General features: G+C 61.6%; 14 protein-coding genes. 11 read left to right on the forward strand and 3 right to left on the reverse strand.

What is annotated here, in order from left to right; genetic code table 11:
- Positions 1-48: 48 nt before the first annotated feature.
- On the forward strand, positions 49-1,032 hold the full coding sequence (locus tag F8N82_RS01275; protein ID WP_176470475.1) for a FecCD family ABC transporter permease: 984 nt from the start codon (positions 49-51) through the stop codon (positions 1,030-1,032).
- Complete coding sequence (locus tag F8N82_RS01280) at positions 1,032-1,799, forward strand: heme ABC transporter ATP-binding protein (RefSeq protein ID WP_038998694.1); 768 nt, start codon at positions 1,032-1,034, stop codon at positions 1,797-1,799. The genes F8N82_RS01275 and F8N82_RS01280 overlap by 1 nt, the downstream gene beginning before the upstream one ends.
- Positions 1,800-1,998: 199 nt before the next feature.
- Here the strand turns inward: F8N82_RS01280 and F8N82_RS01285 are convergent, their stop codons facing one another.
- The 3 genes from F8N82_RS01285 to F8N82_RS01295 form a co-directional block, all read right to left on the reverse strand.
- Complete coding sequence (locus tag F8N82_RS01285; RefSeq protein ID WP_038998695.1) at positions 1,999-2,283, reverse strand: TfoX/Sxy family protein; 285 nt, start codon at positions 2,281-2,283, stop codon at positions 1,999-2,001.
- A 166-nt stretch (positions 2,284-2,449) separates the two neighbouring features.
- The gene (locus F8N82_RS01290; RefSeq protein WP_038998697.1) at positions 2,450-2,794 is read right to left on the reverse strand and encodes a pentapeptide repeat-containing protein; all 345 of its coding nucleotides are present in this window, start codon (positions 2,792-2,794) and stop codon (positions 2,450-2,452) included.
- A 104-nt stretch (positions 2,795-2,898) separates the two neighbouring features.
- Positions 2,899-4,461 (reverse strand): AAA family ATPase, encoded by a 1,563-nt coding sequence (locus tag F8N82_RS01295; protein WP_038998698.1) that lies wholly within the window; start codon positions 4,459-4,461, stop codon positions 2,899-2,901.
- A gap of 116 nt (positions 4,462-4,577) precedes the next feature.
- On the opposite strand from F8N82_RS01295, the gene mrcB reads away from it, so the two are divergent.
- The 9 genes from mrcB (at position 4,578) to msrQ (ending at position 14,423) form a co-directional block, all read left to right on the forward strand.
- Positions 4,578-6,899, forward strand: coding sequence for a penicillin-binding protein 1B (gene mrcB, locus F8N82_RS01300; RefSeq protein ID WP_038998699.1), 2,322 nt, complete (start codon positions 4,578-4,580; stop codon positions 6,897-6,899).
- A gap of 24 nt (positions 6,900-6,923) precedes the next feature.
- The gene (locus tag F8N82_RS01305; protein WP_038998700.1) at positions 6,924-7,685 is read left to right on the forward strand and encodes a lipoprotein; all 762 of its coding nucleotides are present in this window, start codon (positions 6,924-6,926) and stop codon (positions 7,683-7,685) included.
- Entirely contained in the window at positions 7,685-8,014 is a 330-nt protein-coding gene (locus F8N82_RS01310) for a YqcC family protein (RefSeq protein WP_038998701.1), read from the forward strand. The genes F8N82_RS01305 and F8N82_RS01310 overlap by 1 nt, the downstream gene beginning before the upstream one ends.
- 422 nt (positions 8,015-8,436) lie before the next feature.
- The gene (locus F8N82_RS01315) at positions 8,437-10,161 is read left to right on the forward strand and encodes an acetolactate synthase 3 large subunit (RefSeq protein WP_038999710.1); all 1,725 of its coding nucleotides are present in this window, start codon (positions 8,437-8,439) and stop codon (positions 10,159-10,161) included.
- Positions 10,162-10,163: 2 nt separating this feature from the next.
- Positions 10,164-10,655 carry an acetolactate synthase small subunit gene (gene ilvN / locus F8N82_RS01320; RefSeq protein WP_010223016.1) on the forward strand — a complete coding sequence of 164 codons (492 nt, stop codon included), beginning with the start codon at positions 10,164-10,166 and terminating at the stop codon, positions 10,653-10,655.
- 50 nt (positions 10,656-10,705) lie between these two features.
- On the forward strand, positions 10,706-11,722 hold the full coding sequence (gene ilvC / locus F8N82_RS01325) for a ketol-acid reductoisomerase (protein WP_038998703.1): 1,017 nt from the start codon (positions 10,706-10,708) through the stop codon (positions 11,720-11,722).
- A 146-nt stretch (positions 11,723-11,868) separates the two neighbouring features.
- Positions 11,869-12,726, forward strand: a complete 858-nt coding sequence (gene pssA, locus F8N82_RS01330; RefSeq protein ID WP_010223018.1) for a CDP-diacylglycerol--serine O-phosphatidyltransferase — start codon at positions 11,869-11,871, stop codon at positions 12,724-12,726.
- A 63-nt stretch (positions 12,727-12,789) separates the two neighbouring features.
- The gene (gene msrP / locus F8N82_RS01335; protein ID WP_038998704.1) at positions 12,790-13,803 is read left to right on the forward strand and encodes a protein-methionine-sulfoxide reductase catalytic subunit MsrP; all 1,014 of its coding nucleotides are present in this window, start codon (positions 12,790-12,792) and stop codon (positions 13,801-13,803) included.
- Positions 13,803-14,423, forward strand: a complete 621-nt coding sequence (gene msrQ / locus F8N82_RS01340) for a protein-methionine-sulfoxide reductase heme-binding subunit MsrQ (protein WP_038998705.1) — start codon at positions 13,803-13,805, stop codon at positions 14,421-14,423. The genes msrP and msrQ overlap by 1 nt, the downstream gene beginning before the upstream one ends.
- Positions 14,424-14,569 lie beyond the last annotated feature (146 nt).

Raw genomic sequence — 14,569 nt, forward strand, 5'->3', positions numbered from 1 at the left:
CGGCTGGTCAAACCGCGCACGCTGTTCGTCGTCCTGACGCTGCTGTGCCTGCTGGCGATCTGGTTGTCGCTGGCGCTGGGGCCGGTCAGCCTGCCCCTGATCGACACCCTGCGCGCCGGGGCACGGCTGCTCGGGCTGCCGGTGGCCGGGGAAGGGCTGGAGCAGGCCGAGCTGATCCTCGGCCAGATTCGCTTGCCACGTACGCTGCTGGGGCTGGCCGTGGGCGCCGTGCTGGCGTTGTCCGGGGTGGCCATGCAGGGGCTGTTTCGCAATCCACTGGCAGACCCTGGCCTGGTCGGTGTTTCCGCTGGCGCCGCACTCGGTGCGGCGGTGGCGATTGTCGGCGGCTCATGGGTGGGTGGCATTCCCGAGGCATTTGCCCCCTATCTGTTATCCCTGTGTGCGTTTCTCGGTGGCCTGGGGGTGACCGCGCTGGTGTACCGCCTGGGCCGGCGCGATGGCCAGACCAATGTGGCGACCATGCTCCTTGCCGGTATCGCCTTGACCGCCCTGGCGGGTGCGGCGGTGGGGCTGTTCACTTACCTGGCCGATGACGCCACCTTGCGCACCCTGACGTTCTGGAACCTGGGTAGCCTCAACGGCGCCAGTTATCAGCGGCTGTGGCCGCTGGTGCTGGTCGCCGTGCTGGTCTCGTTATGGTTGCCGCGCCGGGCCCAGGCCTTGAATGCCTTGTTGCTGGGCGAATCCGAAGCCCGGCATTTGGGCATTGAGGTCGAGAAGCTCAAGCGCGAACTGGTGTTCTGTACCGCATTGGGAGTTGGCGCGGCAGTCGCGGCGGCGGGGCTGATCGGCTTCATCGGCCTGGTGGTGCCGCATCTGGTGCGCTTGCTGGCCGGGCCTGATCACCGCGTGCTGCTACCGGCATCGCTGTTGGCCGGCGCTTCGCTGCTGCTGTTTGCCGACCTGATCGCCCGTTTGGCGCTGGCGCCTGCGGAGTTGCCGATCGGTATCGTTACCGCATTCATCGGTGCGCCGTTCTTCCTCTACCTGCTGTTGCGAGGGCGTACCTGATGCTGCAAGTCGAGAACCTATCCCTGCGCCGAGGGGCGAATCAGGTCCTGAGCGATATCAGCCTGGCGCTGCAACCCGGCCAGGTGCTGGGCGTATTGGGCCCCAACGGCGCCGGCAAAAGCAGTCTGCTCGGGGTAATGTGCGGCGAACTGAACGCCAGCCAGGGGCGGGTGACCCTGGATGACCGTGGCCTTGGTGATTGGCCCGGCCAGCAGCGTGCCCAACGCCTGGCGGTGTTGCCGCAGGTGTCGAGCCTGGGTTTTGCCTTCAAGGTCGAGGAGGTGGTCGGTATGGGCCGTTTGCCGCACAACAGCGGTCTTGAGCGTGACCAGCAGATCATCGACGCGGCTTTGCAGGCGGCGGATGCCAGCCATCTGGTCGGGCGTAGCTACCTGGCACTCTCCGGTGGCGAGCGTCAGCGCGTGCACCTGGCGCGGGTACTGGCGCAGCTGTGGCCAGGGGAGGACGGGCGAATCCTGCTGCTCGATGAGCCGACGTCGATGCTCGACCCGCTGCACCAGCACACCACCTTGCAGGCGGTGCGCGCGTTTGCCGATCGCGGTGCGGCGGTGATGGTTATCCTTCATGACTTGAATCTGGCAGCGCGCTACTGTGACCGGATCCTGCTGCTCGAACAGGGCCGCGCCCATGCGTTGGATACCCCGCAACAGGTGCTACGCCCGGAATCGCTCAAGGCAGTGTTTGGCATTGATGTGCTGGTGCAGCCTCATCCCGAGCGCGGGCACCCGCTGATCATCGCTCGTTGATTGAACCGCGTGGGGCGTGGCAAGGAATAGAAATCCCAGGCAAAAAAAGACCCGGCAAAGTGCCGGGTCAATAACCTTGATTAGCCTGATGAGGAGATAATCTGAGAGTCCGAACCAGGGGCTTTCAGGTTACCCAACCAGTCTCGCGACCAGTTGTGATAATCATAACGATTCTCATTACGGAGTCAAGCGCCGTGACTCAATATTCCCGATTATTTTTCTGTGCGGCAGTTTTGCCGTCGAGTTGCTGGTTCAGGGCTTCCTTGCGTTCGGCCGGAATGTCATTCCAATGCACATCGAGCAAGGCACCTTCAATCGCGTAGAGCAGCACCTTCGAGGCCCGGAAACCACGGGTGCGCACGGCTTTGTAGGCATTGACCGCACCCAGCCGGCGTAGATCCGAAGCGCTGTGGATGCCGACCGCGTGCAGCCACTGCGCAGAAGTCTTGCCAAGGTTTTTCAGATGCTGGAGTTCATCGTTCATCAAGCCTCCTTGCGACGGCTGAACGGGTCTTGATTGGGAATCGCGGCAGGTCAATGAGCAGTGTAGCGGCACTTGGGAAATACGCGGCGTTTTGCCATCCACGCGCCGACGGGTAGCCGAAAGCCGCCCGCCAGGCCACAGCCGGCGGGCGTTTCGGTCGTTGCTGTCAGCGTGTGCGGTAGCGCAGGCGGGTGCCGAAATTGACCGACATGAGGATCTCGTCGGCGCTCAGTTCGCTGGGGAAGTAGGTGCCGGAAATCTGCGCATGGGCAAGGCTGGCGCCTTCCAGGCCGTTGTGGCGCAGGTCCAGGCCGCGCAGGTCGGAGGCACGGAAGTAGGCATCGCTGAAGTCGATACCGGTGGTGTCCAGCTCGCGCAGGTCGAGCCCGCGGAAATCCCCGCCACGAAAGTCGACGGTGCCGTCCTTGGGTTTCTCGCGATTGAAGCTGGCGATCTGTTCGTCATGCACCAACGCATACAGCGCGCTGTCCAGTTGCCGTGGCTGATTCATGAGGCGCCTCCTTGTTTGCACTTAAGGTGACACTATAGTGCCATCATCGTGGAGGCGCCCATAATCAGGCGTGAACTGTCGACTGCTTCACGTCCTGGGTAGCATCAGAGCCCGGGCAGGCGCTGGCGGATCTGCTTGACCAGCAGATCGAGGCTGCCGCTTTCGTTGGTTTCAACGCGTTTGCTTTGCAGCAACTCTTCGGCACTGAGCGGATCACGGCTGGCCTGCTGGGCCTTGACCACGTCCAGGGTGGCGTCCGACGGATCGTTCTGATCAGCCTGACGCTGGGCCAGCCAGCTGGCGATCACCGCATCCGGGGCGTTGCAGTCGAGGATCAGGAACGGCACACCGGTTTCGCTGGCAATGCTGGCGGCGGCCTGGCGCTGGTCGTGCTTGAGGTAAGTGGCGTCGATCACCACCGGGAAGCCGGCGCGCAGGATGGTTTCAGCCAGCTGATGCAGGCGTTGGTAGGTGGCCTGGCTGGCGTCTTCGCTGTAGATGCCGGCTTGCAGCTGGCCGGCATTGGCGCTGGCTTGCTCACCGAACATGCGCTTGCGCTCGACGTCCGAACGCAGGCGGATGGCGCCCAGGGCATCGACCAGGCGCATGGCTACGTGGCTCTTGCCGACCGCGGATACACCGTGGGTGATGGCCAGAAAGCGCGAAGGGATGGCGCTGTAGCTTTCCGCCAGGTTGGCATAGTTGCGGTAGGTGCGCAGGGTCGTGGCGCGCTGCACGGCATCGGCGTTGGCCGGCATGCTGAACAGCGCGACCTTGGCCCGCACCAGCGCGCGATAGGCCTTGTAGAAGTTCAGCAGTTCCAGGCCGGCGTAGTCACCGGTCAGTTCCAGGTACTGGCTGATGAAGCGGCGCGACAGCGACTTCAGGCCGCGGTCTTCGAGGTCCATGGCCAGGAACGCGGCATCGGCATAAACGTCGGTCAGGCGGAACGGCTCGTTGAACTCGATGCAGTCGAAAATCACCACCTTGCCGTCGATCAGGGTGGCGTTGCCCAGGTGGATATCACCGTGGCATTCGCGAATGAAGCCTTCTGCCTTGCGCTGCTCAAGCAGGCCATGCAGGCGCTTGAAGCTGTCCTGGGCCCAGGCTTGCAGGGCATCCAGCTGCTGCAGGTCAGCCTTGTCGGAAAGGAACGGGCGAATCTGCTCGAAGTTCTGCTCGACCGGGGCCATGACGCTGTCTGGCGTGCCCAGCGGATGGTCCACGGCAACTTTTGGCGCCGCCAGGTGGAAGCGGGCGATCTGCTCGGCCATCTGGTCGATGTGCGCAGCGGTCAGTTCGCTGTTGGCCTGCAGGGTGCTGAGCATCTGGCTCTGGGGGAACTGGCGCATTTTCAGCGCGTATTCGATTGGCTCGCCTGCGCCACCCAGTTGCGGCGCTTCGGCGCTGCCGGTGATCGGCAGCACTTCCAGGTACAGGCCTTCGGTCAGGCGCTGGTTCAGGCGCAGCTCCTCAGCGCAGAAGTGTGCCCGCTGGGACAGTTCGGTGAAATCGAGAAAGCCGAAGTTCATCGGCTTCTTGATCTTGTAGGCATAGTCACCGGTGAGCAGCACCCAGGAGATATGCGTCTCGATAACCTGAAATGCCTTCACCGGGTGAGGGAACAGGGCGGGATTCTGCAGGGCTGTGATCAAGGCTTGGCTCACGGGCGATCCTTCTGAGTCGGGAGATTCGAATCGGCCATTATGGCCGCAAGCGGGGCTGGTGCAAACCGCCGGAGGGCGCCTGTCGACGATTGATAAAGTGCGTATAATCCGCCGCCATGACTCGATCTCGATCCCCCCGTACCGCTAAAAAACGCCCGTCTGGCCGCTCGCGTGCCTGGCTGGGCTGGGCCTTGAAGCTCAGCCTGGTCGGCCTTGTGCTGGTGGCGGGCTATGCCATTTACCTCGACGCCGTGGTCCAGGAGAAATTCTCCGGCAAGCGCTGGACCATCCCGGCCAAGGTGTATGCCCGGCCGCTGGAGCTGTTCGTCGGCCAGAAGCTGAGCAAGGCCGACTTCCTCATCGAACTCGATGCCCTCGGCTATCGCCGCGAAAGCGTCGCCAATGGCCCGGGTGCGGCCGCGGTCAACGGCAATACCGTCGATCTGAACACCCGCGGCTTCCAGTTCTATGAAGGCATGGAAACGGCGCAAGCAGTGCGCGTGCGTTTCTCTGGCGACTATGTAGCAGGCCTTAGCGGTGCCAACGGCTCGAAACTCGACGTGGTACGCCTCGAGCCGCTGCTGATCGGCGGCCTGTACCCGAAAAACCTTGAAGACCGCATCCTGATCAAGATCGACCAGGTGCCACCGTACCTGCTGGAAACCCTGGTGGCCGTGGAAGACCGCGACTTCTATCACCACTTCGGCGTGTCGCCCAAGTCGATTGCCCGGGCCGTTTGGGTCAACACCTCGTCCGGTGCCATGCGCCAGGGCGGCAGTACCCTGACCCAGCAGTTGGTGAAGAACTTCTACCTGACCAACGAACGCAGTCTCAGCCGCAAGCTCAATGAAGCAATGATGGCCTTGCTGCTCGAGCTGCATTACGACAAGCGCGAAATCCTTGAGGCCTACCTCAACGAGGTGTTCGTCGGCCAGGACGGTCAGCGTGCGGTGCACGGCTTCGGCCTGGCCAGCCAGTTCTTCTTCAGCCAGCCGCTGTCGGAGCTCAAGCTGCACCAGATCGCCTTGCTGGTCGGGATGGTCAAGGGGCCTTCCTACTACAACCCGCGGCGTTACCCGGAGCGGGCGACGATGCGGCGTAACCTGGTGCTCGACTTGCTGGCCGAGCAGGGCGTGGCGACCCCGGAAGCGGTGGAAGCGGCGAAGAAAATGCCGCTGGGCGTGACCAAGCGCGGCAGTCTGGCCGATAGCTCCTACCCGGGCTTTCTCGACCTGGTCAAACGCCAGCTGCGCCAGGACTACCGTGACGAAGACTTGACCGAAGAAGGCCTGCGCATCTTTACCAGCTTCGACCCGATCCTGCAGATGAAATCCGAAGCGGCCATGGCCGAGACCTTCAAGCGCCTGGCCGGGCGCAAGGGCGCCGATGAAGTCGAGGCGGCAATGGTCGTGACCAACCCGGAGACCGGTGAAGTCCAGGCCCTGATCGGCAGCCGCCAGGCCGGTTTCGCCGGCTTCAACCGCGCAATCGATGCGGTGCGGCCGATCGGCTCGCTGGTCAAGCCGGCGGTATACCTGACCGCCCTGGAAAAACCGAGCAAATACACCCTGACCAGTTGGGTCCAGGATGAACCGTTTTCGGTCAAAGGCGCCGATGGCCAGGTGTGGAGGCCGCAGAACTACGACCGTCGTTCCCACGGCACCATTTATCTGTATCAGGGCCTGGCCAACTCCTACAACCTGTCGACCGCCAAGCTCGGCCTGGAGCTGGGCGTGCCGAATGTGCTGAAAACCATCGGCCGACTGGGCGTGAACGTCGACTGGCCAGCCTTCCCGTCGATGATGCTCGGGGCGGGCGGGATGTCGCCGATGCAGGTCGCGACCATGTACCAGACCCTGGCCAACGGAGGCTTCAACACGCCGATGCGCGGTATCCGCAGCGTGCTGACCGCCGAGGGCGAGCCGCTCAAGCGTTATCCGTTCCAGATCCAGCAGACCTTCGATCCGGGTGCCATTTATCTGGTGCAGAACGCCATGCAGCGGGTCATGCGCGAAGGTACCGGGCGTTCGGTCTACAGTGTGCTGCCAAGCTCGTTGAACCTGGCGGGCAAGACTGGTACCAGTAACGACTCCCGTGACAGCTGGTTCGCAGGCTTCAGCCAGGACCTGCTGGCGGTGGTCTGGCTGGGCCGTGACGATAACGGTAAAACCCCGTTCACCGGTGCTACCGGCGCGTTGCAGGTCTGGACCAGTTTCATGCGCAAGGCCGACCCGCTGCCGCTGGACATGCCGCTGCCCGACAACGTGGTGCAGGCCTGGATCGATCCGCATAGCGGCCAGGGCTCGGACGCCAGTTGCCCGGGCGCCGTGCAGATGCCGTATATTCGCGGAAGTGAACCGCCGGCCGGGGCCGCCTGTGGCGGTGAGCCGGATCCTGCCGAGTCCGTCATGGACTGGGTCAAGGGTTGGATGAATTAAGCGTTAGCCTAGAGAGGGTGTGCAGTGAACAAGTGGTGGTTTCCAGCCTTGACGGCGCTGGCTTTGCTCAACGGCTGCGCCAGCAATCCGCGCGGCTCCATTCCCGTGGTCGATTCCAGTACCCGGGTCTCCAACAGCGAGCGGGTCACGGCCAACCGTGGCGCGCCGGCGCAGGTCAATAACGGTTCGCGTCAGGCCCAGGCCGTACCGCAGGACTCCGGGGTGATGGTCATGGTCCCGCCGGGGGCCGGTGCCTCTCCAATCCAGACTTTCCCGGCCGCCACCGGCGCCGCGCCGATCAGCACAGGGCCCATTACTCCGGGCCCGAGCAGCTCGGCGCCGTTCGACAGCAGTTCGACCAACGCCGGCAGCTACACCATGCCGAGCACCAGCGCCCCGAGTGCGCCCAGTGGCATTCCGCGCTCCAGCGCTGCCAGTGGCGGCCTCTCGGCTGACGAACAGCTCGATGGCCCGGTGCTGGCGCTGTTGACCACCGCCCAGCAACAGCAGAGCGGCGGCGACTACAACGGTGCTTCATCGAGCCTGGAACGTGCCCAGCGCATTGCCCCGCGTGAGCCGCAGGTGCTTTACCGTCTGGCCCAGGTACGCCTGGCCCAGGGCGACGCCGCGCAGTCCGAGCAACTGGCGCGCCGTGCGCTGACCTACGCCAACGGTCGCCCCGACCTGCAGGCCGGGCTGTGGAACATCATTGCCCAGTCGCGCGAGAAGCAGGGCGACTCGGCCGGTGCAGCGCTGGCCCGGCAGAAAGCCCAGGTCAACCTGTAATGGATCAACGCATCCTCGATATCGCCGATCACTTGCTGCTGATCGAGCGCGAACTGCACGTCCAGGGCTGGTGGAGCGAAGAGCCGCCCAGCCCCGAGGCGCTGGCCAGCACGGTGCCCTTTGCGGTCGATAGCATGAACTTCGATCAGTGGTTGCAGTGGATTTTCCTGCCGAAAATGAAAGTGATTCTCGAGAACGGCCTGGCACTGCCAAATGCCTCCGGGATTCTGGTCATGGCTGAAACGGTATACGTCGACCGCCCGGAGCAAAGCCGCGAGCTACGCAGGCTGCTAGCAGAGTTTGACCAATTGATCAGTCCTTCTGCCTGAATTTCCCTCTTTTCACCCTTGGAGCCACAGATTGTGGCTCTTTTTGTTTGTATTGTTTGTTTTTCTGCTGCTGTCGCTGGTATTAGTGGTGGCTGTGGATCGTCCTTGCGCGAAATTGGCAATAATTTTTCTTGACTTGCGCGCGCCGAAAAAGAAGAATCCAGATTCCGCTGTAGAGGGACTGCCAGAAGCAGACCCGCTAAGCAGATCATGAGGCGCACACCCGCGCCGACCTGTTACACCCCGCAACGCGTTACCTCGCGCTGGGTGGGAAAACCCCGCAACACTTTGGGGCGCTCCCAATACTTGCTCAGTCAGTGCTGACGTAGTCGGCGATTCCGTCGCTCATGCTCTGCTTGGCAGTAAACCTATTAAGACCCGTCCACCGTGGACGGTATTCTGGCGTTTTAGAGGTGAACAACGTGGAGCTTTTATCTGGCGCTGAGATGGTCGTCCGCTTTTTGCGTGACGAAGGCGTTAAGCACATCTACGGGTACCCTGGTGGTGCTCTCCTTCATGTTTACGATGCCCTGTTCAAAGAACCGGAAGTAAGCCACATCCTGGTTCGTCACGAGCAGGCAGCTACCCATATGGCGGACGGTTACGCCCGTGCCACCGGCAAGGCCGGTGTGGTACTGGTGACCTCTGGTCCAGGCGCAACCAATGCCATCACCGGTATTGCCACCGCGTACATGGACTCCATTCCGATGGTCATCCTCTCCGGTCAGGTGCCCAGCACCATGGTCGGCACCGATGCCTTCCAGGAAACCGACATGATCGGTATTTCCCGGCCGATCGTGAAGCACAGCTTCATGATCAAACACGCCTCGGAAATCCCTGAAGTACTGAAAAAAGCTTTCTATCTGGCGCAATCCGGTCGCCCGGGCCCGGTCGTGGTCGATATCCCGAAAGACATGACCAACCCTGCGGAAAAGTTCGAATACGTCTACCCCAAAAAGGTCAAGATGCGTTCCTACAGCCCGGCTGTTCGTGGTCACTCGGGGCAGATCCGCAAGGCTGCCGAGATGTTGCTGGCGGCCAAGCGTCCAGTGGTCTACGCCGGTGGCGGCGTCATCCTCGGTGGCGGCTCCGCGGCCCTGACTGAAGTTGCGCAGATGCTCAACCTGCCGGTCACCAACACCTTGATGGGCCTGGGCGGCTACCCGGGTACCGATCGCCAGTTCCTCGGCATGCTCGGCATGCACGGCAGCTACACCGCCAACCTGGCCATGCACCACGCCGACGTGATCTTCGCCGTCGGTGCGCGCTTCGACGACCGCGTGGTCAACGGCCCGGCCAAGTTCTGCCCGAACGCCAAGGTTATCCACATCGACATCGACCCGGCGTCGATCTCCAAGACCATCAAGGCCGACGTGCCGATTGTTGGCCCGGTTGAGAGCGTTCTGACCGAAATGGTCGCGACCTTGCGCGAAATCGGCGAGCAACCGGACAAGGCCGCGATGGACGCCTGGTGGAAGCAGATCGAAGAGTGGCGTGGCGATCGCGACATGTTCCCTTACGACAAGGGCGACGGCAGCGTGATCAAGCCGCAGACCGTGATCGAGACCCTCTGCGAAGTGACCAAGGGCGATGCCTTCGTGACCTCCGACGTTGGTCAGCACCAGATGTTCGCGGCGCAGTACTACCGCTTCAACAAACCCAACCGCTGGATCAACTCCGGTGGCCTGGGCACCATGGGCTTCGGCTTCCCGGCGGCCATGGGCGTCAAGCTGAACTTCCCGGACCAGGACGTTGCCTGCGTCACCGGTGAGGGCAGCATCCAGATGAACATTCAGGAGCTGTCGACCTGCCTGCAGTACGACCTGCCGGTGAAGATCGTCAACCTCAACAACGGCGTCCTGGGCATGGTCCGCCAATGGCAGGACATGGCCTACAACAGCCGTCACTCGCACTCCTACATGGAATCGCTGCCTGACTTCGTCAAGCTGGCCGAAGCCTATGGTCACGTGGGTATCCGCATCACCAGCCTGAAAGACCTCAAGCCCAAGCTCGAGGAAGCGTTCGCCATGAAAGACCGCCTGGTGTTCATCGACATCCAGGTCGACAACAGTGAGCACGTCTACCCGATGCAGATCAAAGACGGCTCTATGCGCGACATGTGGCTGAGCAAGACGGAGCGTACCTAATCATGCGGCACATTATTTCCCTGCTGTTGGAAAACGAACCCGGTGCCTTGTCTCGCGTGGTCGGTCTGTTCTCGCAGCGTAACTACAACATCGAAAGCCTGACGGTGGCGCCAACCGAAGACCCGACCCTGTCGCGTCTGACGTTGACCACGGTCGGTCATGATGAGGTGATCGAGCAGATCACCAAAAACCTGAACAAGCTGGTTGAAGTCGTCAAGCTGGTCGACCTCTCGGAAAGCGCGCACATCGAACGTGAACTGATGCTGGTCAAGATCAAGGCCACGGGTGCCCAGCGTGCCGAGATCAAACGCACCACCGATATCTATCGTGGGCAGATCGTCGACGTCAGCAGCAGCGTCTATACCGTTCAGCTGACTGGCGCCAGCGACAAGCTTGACAGCTTCATTCAGGCCATCGGTACCGCGTCCATTCTCGAAACAGTGCGCAGCGGCGTTACCGGCATTGCCCGTGGCGACAAAGTGCTCAGCATCTAACTCAAAAAATTAGCGATGGCCCTATGGGCCGAGATAACAGGGGTATTTTCATGAAAGTTTATTACGACAAAGACTGTGATCTTTCCATCATCCAGGGCAAGAAAGTTGCCATCATCGGTTACGGCTCCCAGGGCCACGCTCAGGCGTGCAACCTGAAAGACTCCGGTGTGGACGTCACTGTCGGTCTGCGTAAAGGTTCGGGCACCGTTGCCAAAGCCGAAGCTCACGGCCTGAAAGTTGCCGATGTAGCGACCGCTGTTGCCGGTGCCGACCTGGTCATGATCCTGACCCCGGACGAGTTCCAGTCCCAGCTGTACAAGAACGAAGTCGAGCCGAACATCAAGAAGGGCGCCACCCTGGCCTTCTCCCACGGTTTCGCCATCCACTACAACCAGGTCGTGCCACGCGCCGACCTGGACGTGATCATGATCGCGCCAAAAGCGCCAGGTCACACCGTACGTTCCGAGTTCGTCAAAGGCGGCGGCATCCCTGACCTGATCGCGATCTACCAGGACGCCTCCGGCAATGCCAAGAACGTTGCCCTGTCGTACGCCGCTGGTGTCGGTGGCGGCCGTACCGGCATCATCGAAACCACCTTCAAGGACGAGACCGAAACCGACCTGTTCGGCGAGCAGGCCGTTCTGTGTGGCGGTACCGTCGAGCTGGTCAAGGCCGGTTTCGAAACCCTGGTTGAAGCGGGCTACGCGCCTGAAATGGCCTACTTCGAGTGCCTGCACGAGCTGAAGCTGATCGTTGACCTCATGTACGAAGGCGGCATCGCCAACATGAACTACTCGATCTCCAACAACGCCGAATACGGCGAGTACGTGACCGGCCCGGAAGTCATCAACGCCGAATCCCGTCAGGCCATGCGCAACGCTCTGAAGCGCATCCAGGACGGCGAGTACGCCAAGATGTTCATCAGCGAAGGCGCCACCGGCTACCCTTCGATGACCGCCAAGCGTCGCAACAACGCTGCCCACGGCATCGAAGTCATCGGCGAGCAACTGCGCTCGATGATGCCTTGGATCGCGGCGAACAAAATCGTCGACAAGGCCAAGAACTGATCTTGTCCTGATGCGATGAAAACGCGGCTTCGGCCGCGTTTTTTCGTTTAGGCGGTCAGCTTCTGGTATAAAGCTTCATCGTTTGTCGACGAACCCTCGTCGCAGACGTCTGTCGAAACTTTCCACACCGTTGCAAGGTAATGTCCATGAGCGAACGTCCCGAAGAGCCGAACAAGGCCTCTGACGCCGAAAGCCTGCTACCGATCGATGAGCATGTTGAAGAAGGGCATGACGCCGAAGGACGCAAGGTTCGGCATCGCGGCATCTATCTGCTGCCCAACCTGTTCACCACTGCGAACCTGTTCGCCGGTTTCTATTCGATCATCAACTCCATGAGTGCCCAGGCGGCCCTCAGTGCGGGTGATCCACGCGAGGCGAGCAAGTATTTCGCCTTCGCCGCCATCGCCATTTTCGTCGCCATGGTCCTCGATGGACTGGACGGCCGCGTGGCACGTATGACCAACACCCAAAGCGCCTTCGGTGCCGAGTACGACTCGCTGTCGGACATGGTCGCCTTCGGTGTCGCCCCGGCATTGCTGGCCTTCGGCTGGGCCCTGGGTGACATGGGCAAGGTCGGCTGGATGGTCGCCTTCATCTATGTGGCTGGCGCCGCGCTGCGTCTGGCGCGCTTCAACACCCAGGTCGGCAAGGCCGACAAGCGTTACTTCATCGGCCTGGCCAGCCCGGCGGCGGCCGGTGTGGTAGCCGGTACCGTCTGGGCCTTCAGCGACTACGGCATCCAGGGTTCGAAGCTGTCGTTCCTGGTGGCGCTGCTGGTGGCCGCAGCTGGCATGCTGATGGTCAGCAACATCAAGTACAACAGCTTCAAGGAGCTGGATCTCAAGGGGCGCGTGCCGTTCGTAGCGATCCTCGCCGTGGTGCTGGTGTTCGCGGTAGTCTTCAGTGACCCGCCGCGCATCCTGCTGCTGGTGTTCCTCGGCTATGCGGCCTCCGGCCCTGTGCAATACCTGTTGCGCATGCGTCGACGCAAAAACATCGAGTGATGTAATTTCGCTCGGGCTCCGTAGTCTACTGGTGCATCAGCCCTCCAGTTCTACGGAGCCATCATGCTTATCAAGCTGTCCAAAGCCTCCGATTGCAAAGAATCGGATGTCACCCCCGAATCCATTTATGTCTCGCGTCGCGCCATGCTCGGCGGCTCGCTGGCTGCCCTTGCGGCAACTGCGCTGCCACGCTGGGCCAGTGCTGCCGATCCATCGCGCTATGCCGATGTCGAGGCGGGCAGGGCGCCTGGCTGGTTCAGCGAGAAGCTCGCCGCCACCCAGTGGCAGGCAGTAACGGCGCCGGGGGAGGCGACCACGCCGTTCAAGGATGCCACCCACTACAACAACTTCTACGAGTTCGGCACCGACAAGGGCGATCCGGCGGCCAATGCCGGCAGCCTGAAAACCGAGCCGTGGACCGTGGTGGTTGATGGCGAGGTAGGCAAGCCCGGGCGCTATGCCCTGGAAGACTTCATGAAGCCCTATCAGCTGGAGGAGCGCATCTATCGCCTGCGCTGCGTGGAGGCCTGGTCGATGGTCATCCCCTGGTTGGGCTTTCCGATATCGGCGTTGCTCAAGCAAGTCGAGCCAACCTCCAAGGCGCGCTACATTCGCTTCGAAACCTTGCAGGACCCAAAAAGCATGCCCGGCCAGCGTTCAAGCTTTGCCCTGATCGACTGGCCTTATATAGAAGGCTTGCGCCTGGATGAAGCGATGAATCCGCTGGCGATCCTCGCCGTCGGCATGTACGGGCGTGAACTGCCCAACCAGAATGGTGCGCCGTTGCGTCTGGTGGTGCCATGGAAGTACGGCTTCAAGAGCATCAAGTCGATCGTGCGCATCAGTCTGGTCGAAGAGCAGCCGCGCACCACCTGGCAGGCAATTGCCCCGGAAGAATATGGCTTCTACGCCAACGTGAACCCCGAGGTCGATCATCCGCGCTGGACCCAGGCCCGTGAGCGGCGCCTGCCCAGTGGCCTGTTCAGCCCCAATGTGCGGCCCACGCAGATGTTCAATGGCTATGCCGAAGAAGTGGCAGGGCTGTACAGCGGTCTCGACCTGAGGAAGAACTACTGATGCGTTATCCACTGTTCAGGCTCGGCATCTTCATCCTGGCCAGTATCTGGCCGCTGTGGTGGTTGTATGAGGCAGCCATGGAGGCCCTTGGGCCGGATCCGGGCAAGATCCTGGTCGATCGCCTGGGGTTGGGGGCTTTGATCTTCCTGTTGATAACCTTGAGCATGACGCCCTTGCAGCGCCTTACCGGTTGGGCGGGCTGGATCGTCTCGCGGCGCCAGCTGGGGTTGTGGTGCTTTGCTTATATAGTGCTGCACCTGAGTGCCTACATGTTCTTCGTGCTTGGCCTGGACTGGGGGCAGTTGGGGGTGGAACTGAGCAAGCGTCCCTACATCATTGTCGGCATGTTGGGGTTTGTTGGTTTGCTGACCTTGGCGGTGACGTCCAACCGCTACAGTCAGCGTCGCCTGGGCGCGCGCTGGAAAAAACTGCACAAGCTGGTGTATGTCATTCTTGGCTTGGGCCTTTTGCACTTTCTATGGGTAGTGCGCGCCGACCTTAAAGAATGGTCCATATATGCTGCTATTGGTTTGTTCCTGCTGGCCTTGCGCATTCCCGCGCTTGAGCGGCGAATTCCCCGGCTGGTAACGCGCAAAACACCGCCGTTGAAACAAAGTTGAAATAAGTCCTTGACGCCCCTGCAGATGTGTCTATAATTCGCCCCACTTCCGGCGCAGTCGGAACTGAAAACTCCTTGAGTTTCAAAGAGTTAGCGGTTCCAGAGTCATCCGGAAGGGCTTCGATCGAAAGATCGACAGCGGTGAAA

Origin of the sequence: Pseudomonas fluorescens, assembly GCF_902497775.2 — a bacterium.
In the GTDB taxonomy this organism is placed as follows: Bacteria; Pseudomonadota; Gammaproteobacteria; order Pseudomonadales; family Pseudomonadaceae; genus Aquipseudomonas; species Aquipseudomonas putida_F.

What these genes read in the sequence shown, in the direction of transcription:
- msrP (WP_038998704.1), top strand. Translation starts at nt 12,790, where the DNA reads ATGCTTATCAAGCTGTCCAAAGCCTCCGATTGCAAAGAATCGGATGTC.
- ilvC (WP_038998703.1), top strand. Translation starts at nt 10,706, where the DNA reads ATGAAAGTTTATTACGACAAAGACTGTGATCTTTCCATCATCCAGGGC.
- F8N82_RS01290 (WP_038998697.1), bottom strand. Translation starts at nt 2,794, where the DNA reads ATGAATCAGCCACGGCAACTGGACAGCGCGCTGTATGCGTTGGTGCAT.
- msrQ (WP_038998705.1), top strand. Translation starts at nt 13,803, where the DNA reads ATGCGTTATCCACTGTTCAGGCTCGGCATCTTCATCCTGGCCAGTATC.
- F8N82_RS01310 (WP_038998701.1), top strand. Translation starts at nt 7,685, where the DNA reads ATGGATCAACGCATCCTCGATATCGCCGATCACTTGCTGCTGATCGAG.
- F8N82_RS01285 (WP_038998695.1), bottom strand. Translation starts at nt 2,283, where the DNA reads ATGAACGATGAACTCCAGCATCTGAAAAACCTTGGCAAGACTTCTGCG.
- F8N82_RS01280 (WP_038998694.1), top strand. Translation starts at nt 1,032, where the DNA reads ATGCTGCAAGTCGAGAACCTATCCCTGCGCCGAGGGGCGAATCAGGTC.
- ilvN (WP_010223016.1), top strand. Translation starts at nt 10,164, where the DNA reads ATGCGGCACATTATTTCCCTGCTGTTGGAAAACGAACCCGGTGCCTTG.
- pssA (WP_010223018.1), top strand. Translation starts at nt 11,869, where the DNA reads ATGAGCGAACGTCCCGAAGAGCCGAACAAGGCCTCTGACGCCGAAAGC.
- mrcB (WP_038998699.1), top strand. Translation starts at nt 4,578, where the DNA reads ATGACTCGATCTCGATCCCCCCGTACCGCTAAAAAACGCCCGTCTGGC.